At 67.2% G+C, this 24,746-nt stretch carries 21 protein-coding genes and 1 pseudogene; 13 read left to right on the forward strand and 9 right to left on the reverse strand.

The features are described 5' to 3' along the window. Positions 1-49: 49 nt before the first annotated feature. Complete coding sequence (locus tag ABZ824_RS18985; RefSeq protein ID WP_356964434.1) at positions 50-529, reverse strand: nitroreductase family deazaflavin-dependent oxidoreductase; 480 nt, start codon at positions 527-529, stop codon at positions 50-52. A 443-nt stretch (positions 530-972) separates the two neighbouring features. Between ABZ824_RS18985 and ABZ824_RS18990 the strand changes: the two genes are divergently transcribed. Together ABZ824_RS18990 and ABZ824_RS18995 are read left to right on the forward strand one after the other, a co-directional pair. Continuing rightward, complete coding sequence (locus ABZ824_RS18990; RefSeq protein WP_356964435.1) at positions 973-2,292, forward strand: family 1 glycosylhydrolase; 1,320 nt, start codon at positions 973-975, stop codon at positions 2,290-2,292. A gap of 34 nt (positions 2,293-2,326) precedes the next feature. Continuing rightward, on the forward strand, positions 2,327-2,521 hold the full coding sequence (locus ABZ824_RS18995; protein ID WP_356964436.1) for a hypothetical protein: 195 nt from the start codon (positions 2,327-2,329) through the stop codon (positions 2,519-2,521). Positions 2,522-2,526: 5 nt separating this feature from the next. Here ABZ824_RS18995 and ABZ824_RS19000 read toward each other — a convergent pair whose 3' ends face one another. Further along, positions 2,527-3,447, reverse strand: a complete 921-nt coding sequence (locus ABZ824_RS19000) for a nitronate monooxygenase (protein WP_356964571.1) — start codon at positions 3,445-3,447, stop codon at positions 2,527-2,529. A 118-nt stretch (positions 3,448-3,565) separates the two neighbouring features. Further along, a complete protein-coding gene (locus ABZ824_RS19005) occupies positions 3,566-4,264 on the reverse strand; it encodes a WHG domain-containing protein (protein ID WP_355074115.1) in 699 nt (232 codons plus the stop codon). 187 nt (positions 4,265-4,451) lie between these two features. Here ABZ824_RS19005 and ABZ824_RS19010 point away from each other — a divergent pair, with 187 nt between their 5' ends. The 3 genes from ABZ824_RS19010 to ABZ824_RS19020 all read left to right on the forward strand — a co-directional run bounded on the left by ABZ824_RS19010 (position 4,452) and on the right by ABZ824_RS19020 (position 8,490). Then, on the forward strand, positions 4,452-6,173 hold the full coding sequence (locus tag ABZ824_RS19010) for a GMC family oxidoreductase (RefSeq protein ID WP_356964437.1): 1,722 nt from the start codon (positions 4,452-4,454) through the stop codon (positions 6,171-6,173). 149 nt (positions 6,174-6,322) lie between these two features. Beyond that, entirely contained in the window at positions 6,323-7,921 is a 1,599-nt protein-coding gene (locus ABZ824_RS19015) for a serine hydrolase (protein WP_356964438.1), read from the forward strand. 137 nt (positions 7,922-8,058) lie between these two features. Then, positions 8,059-8,490, forward strand: coding sequence for a hypothetical protein (locus tag ABZ824_RS19020; protein ID WP_356964440.1), 432 nt, complete (start codon positions 8,059-8,061; stop codon positions 8,488-8,490). 117 nt (positions 8,491-8,607) lie between these two features. Here the strand turns inward: ABZ824_RS19020 and ABZ824_RS19025 are convergent, their stop codons facing one another. The 5 genes from ABZ824_RS19025 to ABZ824_RS19045 form a co-directional block, all read right to left on the reverse strand. After that, positions 8,608-8,991 carry a VOC family protein gene (locus ABZ824_RS19025; protein ID WP_355074122.1) on the reverse strand — a complete coding sequence of 128 codons (384 nt, stop codon included), beginning with the start codon at positions 8,989-8,991 and terminating at the stop codon, positions 8,608-8,610. Between the two features lie 309 nt (positions 8,992-9,300). After that, a complete protein-coding gene (locus tag ABZ824_RS19030; RefSeq protein ID WP_356964441.1) occupies positions 9,301-10,176 on the reverse strand; it encodes a DUF4231 domain-containing protein in 876 nt (291 codons plus the stop codon). Positions 10,177-10,310: 134 nt separating this feature from the next. Further along, positions 10,311-11,741 carry a hypothetical protein gene (locus ABZ824_RS19035; protein WP_356964442.1) on the reverse strand — a complete coding sequence of 477 codons (1,431 nt, stop codon included), beginning with the start codon at positions 11,739-11,741 and terminating at the stop codon, positions 10,311-10,313. 152 nt (positions 11,742-11,893) lie between these two features. Then, positions 11,894-13,159, reverse strand: coding sequence for a cytochrome P450 (locus tag ABZ824_RS19040; protein ID WP_355074441.1), 1,266 nt, complete (start codon positions 13,157-13,159; stop codon positions 11,894-11,896). A 358-nt stretch (positions 13,160-13,517) separates the two neighbouring features. Continuing rightward, positions 13,518-14,630, reverse strand: coding sequence for a hypothetical protein (locus ABZ824_RS19045; RefSeq protein WP_356964444.1), 1,113 nt, complete (start codon positions 14,628-14,630; stop codon positions 13,518-13,520). Between the two features lie 1,060 nt (positions 14,631-15,690). On the opposite strand from ABZ824_RS19045, the gene ABZ824_RS19050 reads away from it, so the two are divergent. After that, positions 15,691-16,452, forward strand: coding sequence for a DUF4239 domain-containing protein (locus tag ABZ824_RS19050; protein WP_355074127.1), 762 nt, complete (start codon positions 15,691-15,693; stop codon positions 16,450-16,452). Between the two features lie 98 nt (positions 16,453-16,550). Continuing rightward, on the forward strand, positions 16,551-17,441 hold the full coding sequence (locus ABZ824_RS19055) for a hypothetical protein (protein ID WP_356964445.1): 891 nt from the start codon (positions 16,551-16,553) through the stop codon (positions 17,439-17,441). Positions 17,442-17,527: 86 nt separating this feature from the next. Here ABZ824_RS19055 and ABZ824_RS19060 read toward each other — a convergent pair whose 3' ends face one another. Beyond that, complete coding sequence (locus ABZ824_RS19060; RefSeq protein ID WP_355074129.1) at positions 17,528-18,289, reverse strand: 3-hydroxyacyl-CoA dehydrogenase; 762 nt, start codon at positions 18,287-18,289, stop codon at positions 17,528-17,530. A gap of 239 nt (positions 18,290-18,528) precedes the next feature. Here ABZ824_RS19060 and ABZ824_RS19065 point away from each other — a divergent pair. From ABZ824_RS19065 to ABZ824_RS19090, 6 genes and pseudogenes are all read left to right on the forward strand, one after another. Beyond that, positions 18,529-18,810 (forward strand): annotated as a pseudogene (locus tag ABZ824_RS19065) (enoyl-CoA hydratase-related protein); the annotation flags it as partial. A 118-nt stretch (positions 18,811-18,928) separates the two neighbouring features. Continuing rightward, a complete protein-coding gene (locus ABZ824_RS19070) occupies positions 18,929-19,402 on the forward strand; it encodes a hypothetical protein (RefSeq protein ID WP_356964446.1) in 474 nt (157 codons plus the stop codon). Beyond that, positions 19,399-20,502 (forward strand): site-specific integrase, encoded by a 1,104-nt coding sequence (locus ABZ824_RS19075; RefSeq protein ID WP_356964447.1) that lies wholly within the window; start codon positions 19,399-19,401, stop codon positions 20,500-20,502. Before ABZ824_RS19070 ends, ABZ824_RS19075 begins: the two co-directional genes overlap by 4 nt. Next, a complete protein-coding gene (locus tag ABZ824_RS19080; protein ID WP_356964448.1) occupies positions 20,499-21,869 on the forward strand; it encodes a hypothetical protein in 1,371 nt (456 codons plus the stop codon). Before ABZ824_RS19075 ends, ABZ824_RS19080 begins: the two co-directional genes overlap by 4 nt. A gap of 432 nt (positions 21,870-22,301) precedes the next feature. Further along, positions 22,302-24,479, forward strand: a complete 2,178-nt coding sequence (locus tag ABZ824_RS19085; protein ID WP_356964450.1) for a hypothetical protein — start codon at positions 22,302-22,304, stop codon at positions 24,477-24,479. 71 nt (positions 24,480-24,550) lie between these two features. Continuing rightward, positions 24,551-24,697 carry a hypothetical protein gene (locus tag ABZ824_RS19090; RefSeq protein ID WP_356964451.1) on the forward strand — a complete coding sequence of 49 codons (147 nt, stop codon included), beginning with the start codon at positions 24,551-24,553 and terminating at the stop codon, positions 24,695-24,697. The last annotated feature ends 49 nt before the right edge of the window (positions 24,698-24,746 follow it).

Here is a 24,746-nt window from a genome sequence, read left to right on the forward strand (position 1 = left end):
TCGGCCCCACCGACATCGCGGCGCCGCCCGTCTCCCCGCCAACGCCGCCTCAGCCGGATTTACGGCGCAGCTCGAAGATCCGGAACACACGGCCGCCGGAGAGCTCGTACTCCATGGCATAACCTGGCCAGAACTCGACCGCCAGATCCCAGAAGGGCTTGCGCTCCACACCGTCGATCTCACGCACCGCGACCAGGAACTGCTCACCCTCGTGCCGGACCGAGGCAGTCTGCGCGGCACGCAGATTCGCCGACCACGCCGGATGTTCGGAACTCCCCCAATTCGAGCCGAGAACGATGAAGTCCGCACCATGCGGGACATACAGCAACGACGTGGTCCGCGGGATCCCCGTCTTCCGGCCCGGCACCGTGACCTCGATGGACGGCAACCCCGCCAGATCCAGGACACCCCTTCGCCCGCCGCTCACCCGCCGGATCACGCGCTCGAGCCGGAGCACGACCGGCGCCGACCGCATCACCCAGCGCTGCTGAGCGAGCCGTCTCGCCACGCGCGGCAACGGATTAGACACCACTTCAGGACACCTCTCCGTACGACTCGCAGGCTGGCAGGCGCTCTACAACAGATCTAACACCTCGTACCAACATCTATGCACAGTCGGCCTCTCGGTCTTCGATATCCATTGCGAAGTATTGATCTTCGCGATCGCCGTCTGTCTCGTCCTAGGCGGAGTTGTGGCGCATGACTGTTTGGTGGCTATGGAAGTGTTGCGTGGTTTTGAGGTCGAAAAGCATAGTTGAATGCGAATATCTACGTATCAACATGTTATTTGAACTCCGCCACATCGCCCTCCACGCAACTCCGTTCCGCGCAAGTACTCGAAGCGCACCCCTCCCCGACTTTCGAGAAAACGGACAAGCGACCAGTTACCCTGTCCCCCGTGCCGTCCTCCCCCACCCTGGTTCGAGCACCCGAAGGACGACGAGGACCAGCCCCTTTCGGAACAGGAGTTCGATGCGTTCACACCGCCGCCATGTCTCTGCCGCCTTGGCGGCCGTCGCCGCGGTACTGCTCGGAGGCGTCGCCCCAGCAGCCGCCCGCCCCGAGCCGCCCGCCGCGGTCACCCCGATGGGCCCGGATTTCCTCTGGGGCGTCGCCTCGTCGGGATATCAATCGGAAGGCCATGCCCCGGACAGCAACTGGTCCCGCTACGTCGCGTCCGGGAAAACGACTGACCCCTACCGGGATTCGATCGACTTCTACGCGCGCTACCGCTCCGACATCGCCCTTGCGGCCGATCTGGGCGTGAAGGTGTACCGCATCGGCGTCGAGTGGGCACGCCTCCAGCCCGAACCGGGCAAGTGGGACCTCGAGGGGCTGAAGTTCTACGACGATGTCGTCGCCGCGATCACGGCTGCCGGCATGCGTCCCATGATCACCATCGACCACTGGGTCTACCCGGGCTGGGCGGTCGACCGCGGGGGCTGGAACAACCCGGGCCTCGTCGAGGACTGGCTGGCCAACGCACGAGCGGTCGTCGATCGCTACGCCCCGTTCCAGCCGTTGTGGGTGACGTTCAACGAGCCGACCTTCTACCTGCTGAACGAACTGCGCCACGGCGGACTTTCGCCCGCGGCCGCGCCCGCGATGCAAGACCGGATCGCCCAGGCGCACAACAGCATTTACGACTACATCCACCGGGTACAGCCGGGCGCCATGGTGACCAGCAATGTCGCCTACATCCCTGGCGGTGAGGATGTGGTGAACAAGCCGCTGGTGGACAGGCTCGACACAAAGCTCGACTACATCGGCATCGACTACTACTACGGCCTCTCCCCCGACAGCCTCACCGCCACGGCGAGTTTCACGGAGTTGTGGAAGAACCCGCTGCAGCCGGAAGGCATCTACTACGCGCTGCAACACTATGCGCGTCAGTTCCCCGGTAAGCCGCTCTACATAGTCGAGAACGGGATGCCCACCGAGAACGGCCTGCCCCGCGCGGACGGATACAGCCGCGCCGACTCACTCCGCGACACCGTCTACTGGCTCCAGCGAGCCAAGGCCGACGGCATGAACTTGATCGGTTACAACTATTGGAGTTTGACCGACAATTACGAGTGGGGCTCCTACACACCACGTTTCGGCCTCTACACCGTCGACGTCCTCACCGATCCGGCCCTAACGCGCAAGCCGACGGACGCGGTGGCCGCATACACCGACATCACCCGGACCGGCGGCGTCGCGCCCGGTTACCGGCCGACCCGTGCGCCGAAGGATTGTTCCTTCGTCGACGCGCCCGCCAGCTGTTCCGACCCGGTCACCGTCCCGCGGTGACACTTCGGGGTACACCATCGAGTGGAGGTGGACGATGACCGACGATCCCGTCGCGGTGCTGCGGCGCTGGGCCGATTCCGGCGGAATCTGGCGGGTCGCCGGACGCCGGCCCGGTTCGGTCACCGTCGCCCTCTACCAGTGCACGGGCGGAGAGGAGGTCGACCGGCTGGTCTCCTCCGATCCCGAGTTGATCCGCTATCTCGGTGAGCGAACCAGCAGCGAGGACTGAACCGCTCAGCTCACGACCGATCCGGTCGCCCCCGCCCACAGCCGCTCCAGCACGCGCGCGGCCGGTTCCACGGAGGTGATCAGGCCGACCCCCTGCCCCGCGTCGATCGGCGCGACGGCGGGATCGTCAGCGGCGAGCGCCGCGGTGAGAGCGCGCTTGGCCGCCGCGTCCATGGCGAGCTCTTCTTCTCGCCCGGTCCACCGGTCGGTGAACCCGGTGCGCAGCACCCGCGCGGGAAACCTGGCGGGCCAAGGCAATTCCATTCCCACGTCGTACGCGCGGGTGAGCACCGTGTCGTCGCCGCGTGCCTCGATCAGAGCACGACGGCCCGCATCCGACAGCAGCGATTCCGAGGAGGCCGCCAGGCAGGTGCCGAGCCATGCGCCACTGGCCCCGGCGCGCAGCACGGCGGCGAGATCCCCCGGTGCGCCGATGCCGCCCGCCGCGAGCACCGGGACCGTTACCGCGTCCAGCACCTCTTCCAGCAGCGGCAGCAGCGACGCGTTCACGGCGCCGTGCCCACCACCCTCCACGCCGCGGGCCACGAGGACGCCGACACCGGCGGCTTGCGCACGCCGCGCGTCCTGCCCGCTGTACACCTGAGTGGCCGGGACGATCCCGGCGTCCGCGACTCGGGCAGCCCAGCCCAAGTCTTCCCCGAAGCTCACCGAGATCAGTGCGGGACGCTCCTCGATCGCGACCTCGAGCAGTCGCGGCTCCTCGGCGACCACCCAATCGACCAGACCGATGCCGAACGGGCCGTCGATGCCGCGCAGGTGCGGCAATTCCCGCTGCAGCGCCCGGACCGATCCGGCACTGCCCATCCCGATCATCCCGAGCCCGCCGGCCGCGGTCACCGCCGCGGCGAGCCGTCCGCCCGCCACACCCCCCATCGGCGCGTTGACCAGTGGAATGCGCGCACCCATCCGGTGCGCCCATGCGATCGCGTCGTGTGCGGGGAACTGTTCGCCGGGCGTCGTCACGAGTTCCATCGCAGCACACCGTGCCATGAACAGTGCCGGGCCGCCCGGTTACCGCGGGTGATCACCCGCGGTAACCGAGCATGTCCAGCAGTCCGTCGAGCTGGAGTTCGAACAATTCGTCGCGGTCGGCGAAAGTGTTGGTGCCGTACATGTCGAAGACGTCCGCGCTCACCGCCCCGAACAGGCCGACCCAGAACGTCACGCCGCGGACGACCAGCCAGTCGGGCACCTCGAGCGGGAACTCGTCGCGGATCACCGCGAAGCTGCCCGCGAGAGGCGCGGAGATCCGCGGCTCCTTACCGGGCGCGGCCAGTCGGCCGGCGCGATGGGCCTGAGCGAACAGGGTCAGCAGCGCGGCGATCACCCGGGTGCCCGGCGCGGTGGTCTCGGTGGCGGGTGCGTCGTAGCCGGGAACCGGCGTACCGAACAACAACCCGTAGCGAGCGGGTTCGGCCAGTGCCCAACGCCGCACCGTGCGACCCAGAACCCGCAGCCCGTCGATCGGATCGTCCCCGGCCTCGGCCAGCGCCTCGTCGACCGCGTCGCCGAGGGCGTTGTAGCCGTCCACGACGAGCAGGGTCAGCAGCTCGTCGCGACTGCGGACATACCGGTAGACAGCCGAGGAGACCACGCCGAGGTCACGCGCGACCGCGCGCAGGGACAAGGCGGCGGCGCCTTCGGTCGCCAGGTGTTCGCGCCCGATCCGGACGATGTCGTTCATGGTCTGGGCCCTGGCGCGGGCGCGGGGTGTCGTCGGCATAACAGAAACGATGCGCGCATCCGAGAGCGTTGTCAACTATTGAGAGCATCGCTCTTTTACCGGGGCGGGCGACCACCGGCACCGCTGATCACCGGAGTGATCGGCTGGTTCGAGCCGACTTGCGAACCGTTACTTACCCGGGAGTAGTGTTAGCCGAGTCACTGGCGACACGATCGAGGAGTTCCACATGGACCAGCGGACGACGGATTTCGACGTGCTGATCGTCGGTTCCGGGTTCGGCGGCAGCGTCACCGCGCTTCGACTGGTGGAGAAGGGGTACAAGGTCGGCGTACTGGAGGCGGGCCGGCGCTTCGCCGACGACGAACTGCCCAAGACCAGCTGGGAGCTGAAGAAGTTCCTCTGGGCGCCCGCACTCGGCTGCTACGGAATCCAGCGCATCCATCCGCTGCGCAACGTCCTCATCCTCGGCGGCGCTGGCGTCGGGGGTGGATCGCTGAATTACGCGAACACTTTGTACGTGCCGCCGGAGCCGTTCTTCCGCGACCCGCAGTGGCGTGACATCACCGACTGGCGCGACGAACTCACCCCGTACTACGAGCGGGCGCAGCAGATGCTCGGCGTGGTGCGGAACCCGCACATGACGCCCGCCGACGAGGTCTTCAAGGCCGTCGCCGACGACATGGGTGTCGGCGACACCTTCGTGCAGACGCCGGTCGGCGTGTTCTTCGGCGAGCCGGGCAAGACCGTGCCCGACCCCTACTTCGGCGGCGTCGGGCCGGAGCGCACCGGGTGCGTCGAATGCGGCGACTGCATGGTGGGCTGCAAGTACGGCGCGAAGAACACGCTCGTGAAGAACTACCTGTACCTGGCCGAGCAGGCGGGCGCCGAAGTCATCCCGATGACGACGGTCACCGAACTGCGTCCGCACCCGGACGGCACGTGGGACGTGTCCACCGCCCGTACCGGCGCCTGGATTCGCAAGCAACCTCGCACGCTCACCGCCGCGCACGTCGTGCTCGCGGCGGGCACGCGCGGTACCCAGAAATTGCTGTTCGCCATGCGCGACAAGGGTGTGCTGCCGGACCTGTCCGATCGGCTCGGCGTGCTCACGCGCACCAACTCGGAGTCGATAGTCGGCGCCGCGACCAAGCAGGTGCGCCCCGGCACCGACTTCACCAAGGGCGTCGCGATCACCTCGTCCATTCATCCCACTCCCGACACGCACATCGAGCCGGTCCGCTACGGCAAGGGCTCCAACTCGATGGGGCTGCTCCAGACGCTCATGGTCGACGGCGGTGGCCGGATCCCGCGCTGGCTGCGCTTCCTCGGCCTGGTGCTGCGGCACCCGATGAACCTGCTCAGCTTCTTGAGCACGAAGAACTGGAGTGAGCGGACCATCATCTCGCTGGTCATGCAGCACTTGGACAATTCGATCACCACCTACACCAAACGCGGCCTGTTCGGCCGCAAGCTGACCAGCAAACAGGGCCACGGCGAACCCAATCCGACCTGGATTCCGGTGGGCAACGACGTCACCAGGCGGGTCGCGGAGAAGATCGGCGGCATCGCGGGCGGTAGCTGGGGGGAGATCTTCAACATCCCGCTCACGGCCCATTTCCTGGGCGGCGCGGTGATCGGCGCCGACGCCGAGCACGGTGTGATCGACGGCTACCACCGCGTGTACGGCTACCCGACGCTCAGCGTCGTCGACGGGGCGGCGGTCTCGGCGAACCTGGGCGTCAACCCGTCGCTGACGATCACCGCGCAGGCCGAGCGGGCGGCGGCGTACTGGCCGAACAAGGGCGAGGTAGACGCCCGCCCACCGGTGGGCACGGGATACCGGCGTATCGCTCCCATCGCACCGGTGAATCCGGCGGTTCCGGCGACTTCGCCCGCGGCGCTGGTGCTTCCGATCGTGGAGATCCGGGAGACGCCCGCCGCCGGATAGCTCCGCCGCCGGTCTGATCTGCCGGAATTCGACGGCGGCGGGCGAGTGCGGGGCCCGTCGCCGCGAAAACCCGAACCGACCGCGCAGCAATCTCACCTCAACTAGCCTTTATCTGGTCTTTTGTCGCTGCGACAGCCAGGAGGCGATCCGTGAGCACACTGCGGCGCATGTTGCTCGGCCCCGTGGCGATGGCGACGGTCCTCATCCTCGCGATAGCGGGGTGCGGCGGCGACGGAGCGGACTCCACGCGAGCGGGAGCACCGTCCAGTTCCGCGGTGCTGCCCAACCGGATCGCCGGTGTGCCGATACCGGACGGCCGGATCGACGATGCCCTGGGCGAGCTGGACCGGCTCGCGGAAGACCTGTTCGCCTCCTCCAGGGTTCCCGGCATGGCGGTCGCCGTCGTTCACGGCGGAAAGGTCGTGTACAGCAAGGGATTCGGCGTTCGCAACGTCGTCACCGACGAGAAGGTCGACCCGGATACGGTCTTCCAGCTGGCGTCGTTGTCCAAGCCGGTCGGGGCCACGGTCGTCGCCCGCCGGATCGCCGCGGGAGGCGTCGAATGGGACACTCCGGTGCACCGGCTGCTGCCGTCCTTCGCCCTCGCCGATCCCTACGTCACCGAGCACGTCACGATCGGGGATCTGTACGCGCATCGCTCCGGACTGCCCGATCACGCGGGCGACCTGCTGGAGGATCTCGGCTACGACCGCGGTCAAATTCTCGACCGGCTTCGGCTGTTGCCGCTGGGCACGTTCCGCGATTCCTACGAGTACACCAATTTCGGGCTGACCGCGGCCGCCGTCGCCGTGGCCACCGCGGCGGGAACCGATTGGGAGACCTTGTCCGCACAGACCATCTACGGTCCCCTCGGCATGAATTCGACCAGTTCCCGCTACACCGACTTCGTGTCCCGCGCGAACCGCGCGGAGGGGCACGTGCTGATCGAGGGGAAGTACGAGCCGGCGAACCCACAGCGCCAACCGGACGCGCAGTCCCCGGCGGGAGGCGTCAGCTCCTCGGTGACCGACATGGCCAAATGGATGACGATGGTGCTCGCCGACGGCTCCGCCGGAGGCTCGGTCCTGGTGCCATCGGAGGATCTGCTGCCCGCAATCTCTCCGCAAGCCGTGTCGGCGCCACCGAAAACGCCGGACGCGCGGGCCGGGTTCTACGGATTCGGCTTCAATGTGAGTGATTCCGCCGCGGGCCGCGTCGTGCTCGGTCACTCGGGAGCGTTCGGCCTCGGCGCGGCCACCGCGTTCACCCTGATCCCCTCGGCCGACGTCGGCATCGTGACGCTCACCAACGCGGCCCCGATCGGCGTGCCGGAGACGCTGAACGCGGAGTTCGCCGACCTGGTGCAGTTCGGGGAGGTCCAGCAGGACTGGCGCACTCTGTATCGAACGGCGTTCCAGCCCCTCGGAGCACCGGCAGGGTCGCTGGCGGGCAAACAGCCGCCCGCCGACCCTGCACCCGCGCGACCGGCGGCGGCATACGCGGGTACCTACGACAACGCCTACTACGGACCGGCGACGATCAGCGCCACCGATCAATTCCTCACGCTCACCCTGGGCCCGAACAACATGACCTTCCCCTTGAAGCACTGGAACGGCGACACTTTCGTCTTCACGCCTCCCGGCGAGAACGCCCCGCACGGATCGGTCTCCCAGGCGAGGTTCGACGGCGACAAACTCACCCTCGAGTACTACGACACCGAACACCTCGGCGTGTTCACCCGACGGTGACGGTCGCGCCCACCCCGACCGCGACCCCGGGCTCCGGCGCACGGCCCGCAGCCGGTCGCGGACGCCGTCCATCCGTTTCCCGGGGGTTTGCCGACCACCGTTGCGGGAAGTCGCTGAATGCAGGAGAGGAGGCAGCGATGACCGAACCGAACGAGACATACGACCCGCCGCAGGACACCGGCGCGCCCGACGCGGTCGAGACCGATGCGGCGGCCCTCAGCAGCGCCGAGGATCTGGACGAGGATCGGCTGCGTTCCGACCCGCTCGAGGCCGGAATGGACCCACCGGAGCACTGGAGCGGCGTCACGAAGTACGGCGTGACGCAGTGGGAGCAATCTCATCCTCGACCGCTCGGCGACCGGCTCGCCGAGGAGGAGCCCGACACCGATGCCGGAGTCCTGGAGACCGAGGCCACCGGCACCGAGGACGACCGAAAGCTCCAGGACATCACCGACGACCGCGACCAGGTACTCGCCGGGCACCGCTACGAGGAGGAAATCGGTGTGGCGGCCGATGTCGCGGGCGGTTCGGTGGCCGATGACATCCGGCACCCGGCCCCGCCCGAATGAACTGGAGCATGCCCGCCTGATCGGTACCGCCGTGGCCCGGCCCGCCACCCGGATAAGACATCCGCCGTATATGGCGCGATCGCTTCCGGCGCGGCAGGACCGGGCGCGGATGGAGTTTTACTCGTCCGGGAGCAACACCAGACAGAACGTATGCCCCACCGGGTCGGCATAAACACGGAAGGCTCCATCGGTTTCGTCCTGCACGAGTGTCGCGCCCAACGCGAGCACCGCGGGCTCGGCTTGCTCGATATCGTCCACCAGGACGTCGAAATGTACTTGCTGTGACCCCTCGGGATCCGGGAAGCGCGGGGGCTGGTAGTCGGGCGCCGTTTGGAACGCGATGCGCCGACCTGATGCCTCGACCAGCACCACCCAGTCGTCGTCATCGTCCTCGAGCAGATCTCCCCCGAGCAACTCTTGGTAGAACCTGGCGAGTTTGCGCGGCTGAGGGCAATCCAGCACGACGCTGCGCAACTGTCCGACCCCATTGTTCGATGCCATATTCCGACCTCCAGACCTATGCCATTCGTCGTTGCCTACCCGCGCCGCTCGGTGGCAAACGCGGGCGGGTACATCCGAGCCCCGCACCCGTCGCCGCTGCGACGGATGACACGGGCCGAAGGCAGGCCGGGCCGAACGCAACGGCCCGCCCGGCGCTACGAAACACGCCGGACGGGCCGCTTCCCCGTTCGCCATGCGACGCCGCCACGTCACACAGCTTGATCATGGTAAGCGCCCACGCCTGGCATATCCGGCAGCCACGCCGGATCATCCGGTGTCCGATCGATGCGGCACCGTCGTGCACGCAGGTCATTCGCCGTGCGAGGCTCGCCAGAGCGTGTGTTCGCGGCTGATCGCTTCCTCGGCGTCGGATACGGCGTCGGCCCAAGCGGCTTCGGTGTCGTTCTGTTCCAAGACCTCGGCGACGATGCTCAATTCATTCGAGGCGACGGCATAGGCGGCGGCGCCGGTACTGTGCTGACGGGCCGACGACCAGGCGGCCAGGCCCGCCACCCCCGCCGCGAAAATGCCTGCGAGATCGAAGTTCACCGCGTTGAACGCCTTCGCCAGCGCTCCCGCGACACCCGCGACCTCGAAAACGAGTGCCAGCGTGCCGAACAACTGAGACCTGCGCTGGTGGTATCCGGATTTTCCCGCGTACCACCGTTGCTGTTCCCGGATGCGGTCGTTCAAGTAGACGCGGCGCCGTTCGTCGAACGGTGCGGAGCGCAGCCGCCGCATGCGATCGGTGATGGCCGGGGCGGTGGTCGGCCGCAACGCCAGCGCCGAGATGTCCTGACGCAGCAGCATGAGTCGCTCGATCAACATCCGATCGGCCTCGCCCGCGGACAGCGTCCCGACGAACGGCGCACCCTGTACCGCGTACTTCCAGGTCAAGGTCTTCACCGATTCGGCGAGCGCGCGACCCTCGTACCAGGACTTACCCGGACGTCCGCGCAGAACGCCCACATCGACCGCGAGGATTCCGACGAAGGCCATCGCCGTGAGGATGGCCGCGATATCGGTGCCCGAAGCGCCGACGCGTATGGTGAATGCCGCGCACGCCGCCGCCACCACGGCCAGCCAAAGCCGAGCTCCGTAGGCGCGAAGATAGAACTTCTGGCCGTACAGCGACGCCGTGTCCGCGGACTGGAACAGCCCGGGGTAGTCGTCAGCCTGCCGCACGGGCCGCGGGACGCGTTCGAACCGACATGGCCGAAGCGTAACAGCCGACAGGTCCGTATCGAATCCTTTTGCGCTGCTTTCGAATTACGAGTCGACCATCGCCGATCGCCATTCCCGCCCACGCATTCGCGACATCAACCACGGACTTGCAGATCCGCCATCAGATACCGGGTGGCGGCCCGATGACCGTCGGTCACGGCGATCCGGGCCGTCCGCGGGGTGGTGCCGGAATTCGGTGAGCGGCTGTCCATTCGCGACCAGTGATAGAGCACTTGCGCTTTCAGGAACGCCCGGTCACTCTGCTTGTCGCAGAGGAAGATGACTTCGGCAATGGGAAAGCGGTCGATCACACGTTGCAACTCGAATCGCGTTCCCGCGTTCGTCGGCACGTATCCGGCGAGGTCGAGCACGACGTAGTCGACCCGGGACAGCAGTGTGTCCACCGCCGCCTGCCAGAAGCTGACGTGGCAGAGGATCGAGCGAACGGGATAGCTGCCCGCGGGGTCGCGGACCTTGACCGCCAGATCGGTCACCCCGAGCAGCCGCCTGCGTCCGGGTGGCAACGGTTCGTCCGAGTGTTTCGCCAGTTCTTCGCGCAACATGCGCGGTGACGCCACGAACATGGTGCGGAAGGCATTGCGCCTGCGCACGTCTCGCACCTCCTCCGGACTCACCGACGCGGCGCTGCGCAGGAGATGCACATACCCGAACTCGCGCCACGCGCCGCGCAGGAATTCCCGGGCGCGCGCCCGATTGTCGAACAGGCGCAGATAGGCGATCTGTACCGGCTTCGCGCCGATCACATTCGACCGTGGCGAGACCTCGCGAAGGTCTCCCCTGCCCCGCGGCGGGGTGGTGAACCGCACGGTGAGCGCCGGAATCTCGCTCGCGCGAGACCAAGTCGGGTCCGGGCCGATCGGGCTGACCCTGGCGCTGTAGGCGGGGTCTTTCGACCACTTCTCGACCGTCCGGCTCGCATTCCAACGCCGCCACCGCAGCGCGACCGATGCCAGCAATACCGCCGCCGACAGGACCATCAGGCCGAGGACGGCAGGCTCCAGTTCCGGCGCCGGACGTCGCGTTCCGTCGGGTTCCTCCACGGTCACCCCGTAGACCAGGACCAAGACGAACAGCGCGACCGGCACCACGCCCCAGAGCAACCGTCGGCTCGCGGCCGCGCCGTGACTTCGGACCTCCTGCACCGTGGCCATGTGCGTGTCCAGTGGCGGCACCAGCATGGCGATCTGATCGGGATCACGGTCCACGCGTCGCCGCAGTGATCGCGCCCGCAACCCCTGCGATGCGTCGGTGACGGCCTCCGCACCGGCGGCGAACGCCCCCACCCCCAGCACGGCCAGCGGAAACAGCACCAGCTGCCGCCACGTCGACAGGTCCACCGCGGGCACCCAGGCCGCCAGCAGCTGCGGCCCGCGAGCCCAGACCACGACAACAGCCGCCACGGCCGCCACGAATCGAACGGCGTTTCCAGCCGCCGACCGCAGCGACGCGGTCTCCTCGCCCCGGACGCGGGCGTACAACTCGCCGCCGCTCATTCCGCTGACCACCGCTGGCGTACCGTCCCGCCCCTGTGCCGACGAACATCCGTATGCCGATGGCTGCGCCTGTCGCGCCGGCGATATCGCCGGGCAGGTCAGCCGCTTTCACCGGCGAGCACCAGTATGGACCCGAGCCGGTGAAGACACATTCGTTATCGGCGCTATATGACGCGGACCGGCGCGGATTTCGGGAAGACGACCGGCAAGGCCATCAGTGCCCGGTGGAACGGTCCCGGCCGCCATTGCAGTTCGGCCTTGCCCAACTGGATTTCCGGCAGAGCGTCGAACAGCTGGTCGATGGCGTTCTGCACCGTCATGTAGGCGACGGATTTCGCCGGGCACGCGTGCGGACCCGCACTCCACGCCAGATGGGAACGATTGCCGATACGACTGCCACCGGGCTCGTCGGTCCCACGGATCTGAGGATCGTTGTTGCACCCGGCGAGGCTGATGACCACCGGCTGGTCCGCGGGCAACCAGACCCCGTCGACCATGATCGGCTGCCGCGGGTACGTCGTGCAGAAGTTCGCCATCGGCGGATCGTTGAACAAGACCTCGTCGAGCGCGTCGGTGGTGGACAGGTTCCGTCCGAGGACGTCACCGAAGCGGAACCGGTCGTCGGTGATCATCAGCAGCACGGCGTTGGTGATCAGATTGCGCTGCGCCTCGAATCCGGCCCCGTAGAAGCTCATCAGCTGGGCGAAGATCTCGATGTCGTCGAGTTCGGTCGAGTGGTGCGCCAGCCGCGAGGTGACGTCGTCGCCGGGATGTTGGCGCTTGAGCCGGATCAGCTGCATCAGCGCATCCTTGAGCATCTTCATGCCCTCGGGCCCCCGCACCGTGTCGAAGCGCGCGGCCATACCGGTGGCGACTCGCTCGCCGATCTCGGCCGGGCAGCCGACCATCTGGTTGAGGACTTCCAGGACCAGCGGAAACGCGTACTGGGTGACCAGATCGGCGGATCCGTCCGCGCAGAACGCATTGATCAACGGGACGGCGATCTGTTCGACCGTGGTAGGCACGTCGAACAAATCGATCCCGTCGATGGCGTCGACGGAAGCATGCCGGTAGCGATCATGGGCGAGTCCGGTGTTGTACCGTGCCGCCGGATACCACTCCATCATCGGCCGCACCGGAGAATCGTCGGGAATGGTCTTCTGCCAGGTGCGCGGATCGGCCGGGAAATGGTCGGGATCGCTGAGGATGCGCACCGCGGTCTGGTAGCCGATCACCAGGGTGGCAGGAACGCCGGGCGCCAGCTCGATCGGAACCAGCGAGCCGTGCTTGCTCCGCATCTCGCGGTAGGCATGGTGCGGGTCGGTGACGAACTCTTTCGTATACATCTGGACGCGCGGGGCGTCCGCTTCCGTCAAGGGTCCGTGCTGGACGGGGCACGCTCCGGTTCCAGTGGTGTGCGGCGCGGCCATCGGGGACTGTGGTGTGGTCAAGAACGTGACTCCAGGTAATGGAACTGCGATTCGACGAAAGTGATCTGTGAGCGGGTACACGTGCCTGCCGAGACCTGTCGTCCAGAGCTCGGCGACCCGCATACGCTAGCAACATAGCAACGCTCCGATCCCTCCGCTGACGAAGGCGGCGCCGACATACGGCCGAGAGGCACGTCGGGACAAGGCAATTCGCCGAATTTCGGCACGAAAGCACGCTGTAGGCGCTGGTGGGGAGCGCACGATCCGGTCGTCGCGCATCGGCTCCGGGTCGTGTTCCGCACCTGGGGGGCGTCGCCGCTCCCCTGCGGTCACGCGCGGTCGGCTACCGCACGGCAGATCACTGTTCGGATCCCCCACCGCCGGCCAGGCCAACCGTCGTCGCGGCCGCCTGCCGCGCGTCGTCGACCGTGCATCGGCCGAGTCCGCAGGCGGAGGCGACACCATAGGCCTCGCGTCCGGCGGCTTGCTCGAAGAGAGCGAGCGCGCGGGCGCTGTCCTCTTCGGAGTCCGGGGAGACGACACCGGCGATCACTTTCCAGTCGGGATCGAGTTTGCGCAGTGGTGCGTAGAACCGCGGGTCCAGCGGCGCCGGCTCGGCGCCGTAGGCGCACGGGATGTGCACCGGCGGCAGTGGTGTGCCCTGTTCACGCAGCAGCCGTGCCGTGCGGCCGAGCAGCTTCACCGCCGGAGTGAGGGTGCGCGGGGTGAGCAGGCTCTTGTGCTGATAGTCGCCGTAGCACAGGTGCACGATCGCTTCCGCGCCGATTCGGTGCATCCTGCCGAGGAAACCAGCGAGTTGCCGCGCGACGAGCGGTGCCAGGACCCACTGCGAACGTAGTCGTTCGGCCTTGACCATGCTCAGCAGTGCGATCGGCGACTCCAGCTGCCAGACGACGCGGTCACCGTACCGTTCGACGACCTCGGTCATCTCCTGAATCACCGCTTCGGTGAACACCGGCAGCTGCCGAAGCGCGCCGACCACGAGCCCGGAGCGCCGCACGGCGGGCCAGACGGGAAGCCCACCGGAAACCGCGGCGCCCGCGAAGACGAACATCGCCAGATCCAGCGGACTGGGTTGGCTGATCTGGACTTTCGCTCCGGCCAGCTCCGGACGGTCGCTCCGCAGCGATTCGAACGTGTCCACAACCTGGCCGATCCGCTCGACCCGGTCCATCGAGACGTGCCGCGGCTCCAACGTGCGGCCGGACCTCAGGCCGTAACTGGGGAAGTCGCTGTAGTCGGCGTACTCGCCGGGGCGGACGATCTCGAAGACGTCGGCATGCTGCTTGCGCGTGCGCAGATAGTCGAGAATCCAGTCCGGATCGAGATCGCAAGGCACGGCGGTCACCGGCCGTCCCTCGCTGTGGTCGGCAAACCATTGCATGACGGCACGATCACCCGTCATCAGCTCGGCAGGCAGGCTGCCGACATAATGCGCGTATCTGGTCATCTGTGGCTCTTCTGTTGTCTGGACGCGCGATCCGCGACCCGGGAGCATTCCCGTTACGCCGATCGGTAGCTGTGCAAGCGTACACGGACACGCCGGAACCCCGCACCCCCTGATGTTCCCACGCTATCGACCAGCGGATGAACGTTTCCGAAGCCGTTCCGCCGTCGCGGCAGGTACTGCGGTGGCCGAGTCGGCCAGCCACTGCGGACCGGGACCTTTTGTGTGCCAATGAATTAACCCCGTGCTTCGATGCGAGGCCCGAACGGTGGCGACTACCGCGACAAAAGCACCGGACGAACCCGACGCCCACTAGACCCGGCACAGCGGTCACTATTTCGCTGACTCCAGCAGGCGTGCAGCCGATACGGGGTGCTTGCCGGCATCGTTCGGTGATCGGCAAAGTCGCGGATCACGCACCCTTCGGCTGCGCAGCAGCAACTTCCTCGCACAACACTGACCCGGGGTCGGCACCGGCCACCGTAATCCGGGGCGACCGACCGCAGCAGTCCGCGCCGCGTCCTGGACGAATTGCGGCGAGGCATTCCGAAAATTTCCCACGCGCAGGCGTATTCGCGGTCTACCATCGGTGTCGTCCGAACCGATCTGCTGGATAGGACAATTCGACGGCGCCTGGTCCGTATCGGCGTCGTGTCGTGTTATCGCTTTGCTGTGCACCACTGATCAGATCCGAACAGACGCAGACCATCGACAGCGTGCTCGTCGATCGTCTCGGTATCCATCTCGGGGGTGAGGGCCACGCATGACCATCGAAATGCCTGTCCGCGACAATCCCGGCTCGCCTGGTAGCCGCGACCCGCTGAGCGTCTCGACCGGCTCGCGGGATCGCGTGATGTCCCGTCGGCAGCGCTGAGAGCTTCCCGATCCGAGCATGATTCGCTCGGGATGACCAGGTCGCCGCAGTACCGCTGAGGGCAGGCGCATCGAGCGACCTCGGACGCAGCGATGCCCGGAATACATCGAACCCGTAGTGCGACAAGCGCTGCGGTACATCGCCGACGCGGCGGTCGCGAGAACCACTCAGACAGAATGGAGTCCCCGCATGGCCTTCGAGTTTCTCGTGCCCGCTCTCACCGCACTGGTCGCGGTGGTCGTCTTCGTGGCGGGGGATCGCCTACATCCGAAGGCATGGCGGCACACCGACGACGACACCGTCGGCGCCCTGGTGCTCAACTTGATCAACACGATCTTCATGGCGGTGGTGGCGTTCATCGTCGTGATCGCCTGGCAGCAGTATGACAACGCGCGCAATCACACCATCGCCGAAGCCAAATCGCTCATCGACACCTACTGGGCCGCGCACGGGATGCCCGAACCCGACCACACGCGCATCCAAGGACTGGTGCGCGATTACACCGAGCAGGTTCTCACCGCGGAATGGGCCGTGATGGCCGACGACGGTCATCTCAGTCAATCCACCCAGGACACCCTCGATACCCTGCGCGACGCCGTTGCCGCGGTGAATCCGGCCGATCCCGAGGTCGACACACTTCGCACCAGTGCGCTGACCAGCCTCGACGCGGTGGCGCAGGCACGTGCCGATCGCGCGCTGGACGCCGGTTACCGCGTTCCCGGCTTCCTCTACCTGGCCATGTGGATCTGCACGGTACTGCTGCTGTTCAGCGTGGTCCTCTCCGGCGTCCAGGTCACCAAGCGCACCGTCGTGACGACCGCGCTGCTCGGCGCCATCGTCGGCGTGGTGATCCGGGCGATCTACAACCTCGACGAGCCGTTCTCCGGTGGGAACGTGGTCCCGAAGGAGGCCTTCGAGCTCGCACTGTCCCGGTACCAGCACACGACGTGATCTTCCGGCCGGTTCCGACTACGACGAGGCGACTGCACATGCGACGCGAGCGAAACACATCTCGAACACCGAGAACGGCCAAGGGATTGGCCGCTGCGATGCTGCCCCTGACCATAGCGGCACTCGTGGCCCAACCGCTGGAAGCATCGGCGGAGCCACCGCCGTGGCCGCCGTTCGGCGACCTCGCCACCGGGAGTGCGGGGACCGGCTCCGAGCCGGTGGGCGCCTTCGCGGGCGGTGGTTCCAGCGACCGCCCCGCCACATCGTCCGGTAGCGCCGCTGCCGAAGGTGAGACGTCCGGTGGGTCCCTGAGTCTCGGCCCGATTCGGCTGCCTTCCGGCAGCGGCGGCCTCGTCGCCACCGGCAGCGCCGGGACCGCCGGCGCTCGCGGCCGTCCGCTCGCCACCGGCGATGCGGAAACCGGCGGCGCGGCACGCCCGGCGCCCCACTCGGACGTCACGGCGGAACGACCGGCCGCGACGCCGGGAGTCGACACCGGCAGCGTCCAGCTGGCGTGCACCGGCAGCGCCGTGACGGGCAGCGCGTTGCTCCTGCTCGGGCTCGTGACCGGCAGCGGTTTCGGCTCCCTCGTACCTGGTCTCATCGGCCCCGGATCGAGTGGATCGGGCGTGGGGAGTGCCGCCGTCGGCAGTGCCGCTACCGGCAGCGCAGTGCTGACGTGTCTTCTGCTGCTTCCCACCACCCCGCCCCCGCCTATGAGCCCCCTCCAACTCGGTCCGCCTGCCCCGGAACTCCCTATCGTTCCGGCTCCCGCAGCTGCCCCTACACCGATACCGCCGCAGGCCGAACGTCCCCTACCCGAGCGCCCTGCCCAACAGAACCGGCCACGCGGACGGGACATCCAACCCGCCGAACCGGCCCCCGACCCGGCCGTCTGGAACCTCATGAGGCTGATGACAGTGCTGGTGGTCACCGTCATCACCGTCGTCGGTATCCGCCTCGCACCCGGCCCCAGGCGAACCCGTTAGATCTCCGATCCGCGCAAGGATGGTGCGGGTGCCGAAACAACCGGCACCCGCACCGTCCTCACTACTCGGAGTCCCTCCGGCACACCTCAGCGGGGCGCCATCCGGATGGCGCCGTCGAGACGGATGGTCTCGCCGTTGAGCATCGGGTTCTCCACGATGTGGCGCGCGAGCGCGGCGTATTCGCTGGGGTCGCCCAGGCGCGAGGGGTGCGGGACCTGCGCGCCGAGGGACGCGATGGCCTCGTCCGGCAGCGTGGCGAACAGCGGAGTGTGGAACAACCCCGGCGCGATGGTCACGACCCGGATCTTGATGGCCGCGAGGTCACGCGCCACCGGCAGGGTCAGGCCGACGATTCCACCTTTGGACGCCGAGTACGCCGCTTGCCCGATCTGGCCGTCGAAGGCCGCCACGGACGCGGTGTTGATGATGACACCGCGCTCCTCACCCACCGGATCGGTCTTCGCGATCCGTTCGGCGGCCAGCCGGATCACGTTGAAGGTGCCGATCAGGTTGACGTTGACGACCTTGGTGAAGTCCGCCAGCGGGAACGCCCCGTTCTTGCCCACGGTCTTGATGGCGTTGCCGATACCCGCGCAGTTGACCGCGATCCGCAGATCGCCCAGCTCCTGCGCGGCGTCGAGGGCCGCCGTGACCTGCTCCTCGTTCGTGACGTCCGCCGCCGCGAAGACCACGCCGTCGCCGAGTTCTTTGGCGACGGCCTCGCCGGAGGACGACGGCAGGTCGATGATCACGACCTTCGCTCCCTTGCCGTGCAGCTCCCGCACGGTCGCCAAGCCCAGTCCCGACGCACCACCGGTCACGGCCGCGACCGAGTTGCTGATCTCCATCCCACTCCTCTTCTCCGGGTTGTCGAACGACAGCGTGAAACGCCGTCCGACTGGTCCGCGCTGTCACCCCCGACACGGGGAGCCAGGCGCCGTGACCAATCGAGACACGGCGACAGGCTAACCGTAGGGGCAGCGCTAAGTAAACAGCCATTCTCCTGCGAATCAATACGCAGTGGGTCCAACGTCACCCGAACCCCCTGCAAGAGCGCGGGAATCGGCGTGATGGCAAGCTGTTGGTTATGGCCGATATTCGCCTGGACGTCTCCGACGCCATCGCCACCATCACCCTCGACCGCCCGCGGCAGCTCAACGCGTTCACCACCGCGATGGGCGCGGAACTGATCGATGCCTTCGATACCTGCGACCGGGACGATCGAATTCGCGCCGTGATCATCACGGGCGCCGGACGCGCCTTCTGCGCGGGCGCGGACCTGTCAGCGGGTGCGGAGACCTTCGTCGCGGGCGACCAGGACGCCGCGGAGTCCTTCCGTGACAGCGGCGGCGAGGTCGTCCTGCGCATGTTAGGGCATCTTTCCGTAGCGAACTCGCAACCTGGCAGCCGCTCTACAACGGATCTGACACCTTGCACCCAGGGCTGTTCACCTGCGGTCCGCGGTCCGCTCGTGGGAGGTGGTCGACATGAGCGACATCCTGCCGCCGATCTTGCCCGGTGGAAGTCCGCGGCTTGACGCAGCTCCCGCACTGATCAATTACCGGAATGATCGTCCGCTGACGACGATCTATCAGCACCCGTCCCGGCATGAGCCGCAGTGGCTTTGCAGCGTTCGCCGTCTGGACGCCGGAGGCAGGGTGATCGAGAAGAGGCTTCTACCTGCTCTTGGTTGGCGCCCCGGCAGGCGGCTCGGGTATGAGCTCAAGGGCGCGATGGTCATCGTCGGGAGCTTCGGGGATCCCGAACTGTGGATTACGGCCGCTGGCGACCTCCGGCTGCCAGCCCGATTCCGTCGCAAGGCCGCTTTCCACACCTCCGATCGGATCCTCTTGGCGGCGCACCTCACAGAAGGCATTCTCCTCATGTTCGGCCCTGGCGCTGTCGATCAGATGATCACGCGGCAACGGCAGACGGCGCCTCCCGCGGGGGGCGGCCGATGACACCGTCAGCGTCGAGCGTCGAAGTGCAGACCGCCCAATTGCTCCTCGAGCGACTGGGAGTAAGTCTCGAAGACCTCATGTCGGCTGAGCCGAAACGAACCATACCGACTTTTGCCGAGTATGTATCAGTCGTCTATGCGGCCATGCCACCCGGCGTGACCCGCAAAAACTACATGTCCTATTGGAAGAGAATCGTCGAGGCATGGCCGGATCGCCGACTCGATGAGCCAACTGTCACAGAATTCAAACAACTCATTGGCGACTTTCGGGCGCAACGCAACATCCGGTGCACCGATCGCGGCGGATACGGCATCGCAAGAATGGCAATAAGCGCCCTCCGCTACCTATACCGACACGCAGTCGAGGACAATCTGATCCGTTCTACGGACAATCCCGCAGCCCGATTGGTCAAGCCAAGGATGCGCTCTTCGAGCAGGGGAGCTATATCGACCGACCGCCTCTCGGAGATCAACCGTGTCGTGGCCGAGTACGGCGATGAACCTGAACTCACCACACTGATCCTCCGAGTGTGCACCGAAACCGCCTGCCGGCGGGGCGGCATCCTGGCCTTGCGGCCGCAAGATCTGGATCCGGACCAATGCCTCCTTCGGCTGCGCGAGAAAGGTAACACCGAGCGTTGGCAGCCTGTGTCACCAACCCTTATGCGGGCACTACTGGAGCATTACGCATCTCGCGCTCGCTTGCGGACTGACCGGAACCGGCGAGCACAAAATGGCAGACTGATCACCAACAAAGCTGACGAAAGACTATTTCGGTACAAGAATGGCGATCCGATCAGTGAAAGAAGATTTCACATCATGTGGCGTCAGATCGGTGAGCAGCTTCCATGGGTCAAACAGCAAGGAATCACGTGCCACTGGCTGCGTCACACCACGTTGACATGGGTGGAGCGCAATTTCGGGCACGCTGTCGCGAAGGCATATGCCGGGCACACCGACACCGCCAGCAACGGTGCCACCTCGATCTACACCCGCGCGACCCGGGAAGAGGTGGCCTATGCACTGTCGGTCTTGACCGGGGAGCCGCACCCTCTGGTCCCGAATCTCCTGCTCCCGTCCACGGAGGACCTCCCGAGATGACTCCCGTCGCGGATCCAACGGATCCGACTATCAGATCAGCGGACGCGCCGACGTGGAAGCGCCGGCGCGCTTCGTGGCTGCTGCGCCCGCGCGTGCGGCGCGCTGATGCGCTGGATCCGGATGAGCTTGCTCGCCTCCTAGCGGCGGCGAACGCGTGCCTGCCGTCTCTGCGAGATCCGGCACTGTACGACGTGATCGACGAAAGCGAGTTCGATGCCGAGCAAAGGCTGCACCGCTGGATTCGGGCGCGGGACCGGCGCGATCGCCAGAGCCAGGTTCGCCGGGAGCGTGCATCAAGAAATCGCTCGCGGCGCACTACGGAGCGGATTCGCGCGAAGGAGCAGCGGGAGCTGCGGTGGCATGCGCGTGCTCGAGCCGAGCGTCGTCGTGCCACCAGCGCGGATGCGTTGGAGGGCATGCTGCACCGTCGCGCGACGTGGTCGTCGTTGCGGCTGCGGGCGGTCATCGTGGTCGGGCTGGTGTGGTCGGCGGTGAACGTCGGACGCAACCTCGCGCCGGAGGGCGGGCCGGCAGGCGAGTCGTGGTGGCTGTTGTGGCTGCTGTCGTTCGGGATCGAGGCGATGATTTCGGTGCCGATCTTGGAAGTGATGGCACAGGCCGCGACCGCTGCACGGCTGGGTGTCACGGTCGAACGCCGCAAGATCCTGCTGTTCGAGGCCTGCCTGTTGAGCGCGACAGTCGGTCTCAACAGTGGTCCTCATCTCGCGGCGGGAGACTTCGGCCGCGGCAGCGAGTATGCGGTCGCGCCGGTGATGGTGGTTGTCCTGATGTGGTTGCATGCCTGGCTGGCTGCCCGCTACGCCCGGCTCATCAACATGGTGAGCCCAACCGGCACCCTCGACGATACGTCGGACTCCACAGATCGCGCGGACGGCGATCATGGCGCCGATCAGGCCATTGGTCTTCCGCATGTGGACGACTACCCCGCTTCGGTCATGGCGCAGACCACTGCACCCCCTGCACATGCGACCGGCCTGGTGGCGTCGACCACCGAACCTTCCGTGGGTTCGGTCCAAGCGCCGCCCCACGACCAGGCGCTGACGCAGCAGCAGGTGGAGATGCCGCAACGGGTGCTGATCGATGTGTCGGAGCCTGACCAATGCTGTCGCATCGCACGGGAGTTGGTGCGCGGCAGGTTGACTCAGAAGCCAGAGACGGAGATCGAGGAGCTTCTGCGGCTTGCTGAGCGTGGGGGGAACGCCAACGCGATCGCGACCGAACTGAGTCGGATCACGGGCGTCAAGTGGACGCGCTCGACGGTCGATCGCATCGTGGGTCGCGCGGAGTCGATGGGCTTCCGCATCGGATCCAGGCAGGGGGTGGGGCCTGCGGTCACCTCCGCCTGAAGCGGCGGCCGGGGTGCGCGGGTTAGTCGCACGCTAAGCCGCGTACCCCCACACTGTCGTGAGCCTCAGCTCACTACAACTCCAGATATGACGAAGGCCCCCAGCGGCAACTGAGGGCACTTCTGAAACACAACCCGAAGGTTGCTCATGAAAGGCACCTCCGAGGGTAGCGCACGCCCTGCCACGGCATCAAACGCCGCCAACGGCACAGCGACCATCCCCTACCGGCCACCCGCGCAGCTACCCCGAAGAACCGAAAACCCCGCCGCGCCGACGGCGGACGATGAGGCCGCTGCTGCGCAAGAAGCGTTCGCTCGGCTCGCACCATTACTGGCTGCGCGCCGCTCGATGCGCCTGTGGAACCCGAGCCTTGACGGGTACAACAACCGTGCCCGAGCACTGACCCGGAAACTGCCTGACCAGCCCGCGGCGGTGCCGATCTATCGGGACGGCCGGACTCGCCTGTTGGCGTTGGATTTCGACAGCAGCCGTGGCGGCACCGAAGCGGTCGACCGCGATGTCGAGCGTTGCCTGGGATGGGTTCGCGAAGCCGGTGGCCGCGCGATCGCCGACCACTCCACCAGCGGCGGCCGCCACATCCTCATCCCGCTGCCCGTCGGGGACACTCTCGACCTCGCCGAAGCCGAATCCCTTGTGCGCGCACTGGCCGCGCGGCTGCCCAGTCTGGACATCACACTGATGCTCAACCCCGCGACCGGCTGCATAACTCCTCCTGGGTCGCGTTGCAAGCAAGGCGGATACCGCCGTCTTGGCGGCAGCCTCGATGAGGCTCTCGATGCCCTCAGCACGCGATCCGCACCGGGGTTCGTCGCGCGTTTGCGACACCTGGTGGCGGGGACCGCGCACGAGGCGACCACCGCGTGCGGGGCATGCGCGATCCCGCGCGCGGCGCGCGCGGCCGACGACCTCACGCGCGAGGTGCAGTTGTGGGAAGGCGAGGGTGAGCGTGCGCGGCTGCGCGCGCAATACCGCCGCCGCAGTCAACTCTCCGCCACCATCCACAGCTTCGCGCGCGACGGCGCCGCCCCCGCCGACGGCCGGTGGACTACGCGCGCGGGCCGGTTGGATCGCTCCGCGGCACGCCAATCTGTGCTCGCCGCCGCGGTCGTGCACGGCTACTCCTACCTCGACGTGCGCGCGCAACTCCCCGCCGCTGGCGGCAGCTGGCACGGGTTCGCCGACGCCTACCGCCGCTACGGCCGCGGCGCCGACGCCGCCATGCACCGCGACTGGTCCTCTGCCTGCCGGTGGGCCGAGCGCACCGTCCCCGAATTCCTGTCCATGGCGCACAAGCAAAAAGACACAGGGGGCACACCCCAGGTCCGGTCGGCGGCACGTCTGCAGCAGCGGTGGCTCGCGACCGCGACGGTGTGGGTGCACGCGCAGTGGCCTCGGTCCCCACGGCGGTGGACGGTGCTTGCGGTGCTGCAGGCCTTGGCGTGGGCTTCAGCAGTCGGAGGGCAGGTCGCGCGCGGGGTGCCCGTCGTCGAGTTCGGTGGCCGCTCACTGTCACTGGCCGCGGGCGACCTACCCGAATCCACCGTGTGGGGCGTGCTGCGGGAAATCCGCGACATGCCCGGCGCACCGATCCTGCTCACCCGGCCCGGCCGCCGACTCACCGCCGACCGCTACGCCCTGGTCACCCCACACCACGGCCACCAACCTATCCGCCCGAACCCGACCCAACTGAGTCGCGCGCGGGTCGAACCCGTGCATCCCGCCTGGACCGTTCTGGGGTTGCACTGCCGCCGCATCCACGAACTCATCACCCGCGACGGGCTCACGACCCCCACCGATGTCTTCGTCGCGGCATCAGTCAGTCCCAGCGCGGGATACAACGCACTAGCCGTCCTCACCACCGCCGGACTCATCAACCACACCCACGGCCACCTACAACCAGGACCAACCAGTCTCGACGACATCGCCCACGCACACGGCCTTCACCAACAGCGCATCCGACGCCTGGCCTGCCACCAACGCGACCGCACGACATGGACGCAATGGCTCACCCAACACGACAGACACACCGGCAGACAGGTAGCGCACACCACCGCCTCCACACCGACGAAACCCATTCCCACGCCAGATGTGCAACAACACTGCAACCAGGAAAGTGGAAAACAACTCAACTCACGCGGGGGTACCGCCCTGCCATCCCGCAGTCCCCGGCCAGCCGAAGTCGTTGCGATCGACTCGGCGACGCCGGTGCTATCCCCCGCGCCGACGGTTGCCTCCGCCGCCCCGAGACCGACCGAGCGCAGTACGCCCGCCGTGACTGTCTCCGAGAAGCACAGGGGTTGCGCAACACTCGAGTCCTCCGGCCCTCGCGCGCACTCCTGGACCGGCACGGTCCACGAACGCGCGCGCGTGCCCTCACACACGAGCTACGTGCGCGCAGTAGCCGAAATCTACGTGGAGACCTCTGCTACGCCGATCGCGGGTGGGCGCTGGCTGATCGCGACGGACTCGACCGTCCTCTACGAGCGCCCCACCGGTGTGCAGGTAGCTTCCACCGTTCCCGCATCGCTGCTTCGACGTTCATCATCTTGGACGTGCATGTCCGGGCCATCCGAATCGGTGAGGCGGTGAAGCGCCGGAAAGCGGATCCCAGCACTCACCCCGCTGCCGTGCAGAAACCGCCTGGCGGCCGGGGCTGACGCGTGGATGTTTGCTGCCAGGCGGATCCGCTGGACAGCCTCGACCCGCAGGACAACCACACCGTGGTGTTCGGCCCGGCCCTGGCCGCCATCGATCCCCCTCCCCTGACCCGCGCGCGGGCGAGCCCAACGCGGCTCGCCCGCACCTGATCCAGGAGCCAACCGCGCCCGAGCTGTTCGTGTTCAGTCGGGGACGGCT

This window comes from Nocardia sp. NPDC047038 (assembly GCF_040644075.1).
Taxonomy (GTDB): domain Bacteria; phylum Actinomycetota; class Actinomycetes; order Mycobacteriales; family Mycobacteriaceae; genus Nocardia; species Nocardia sichangensis.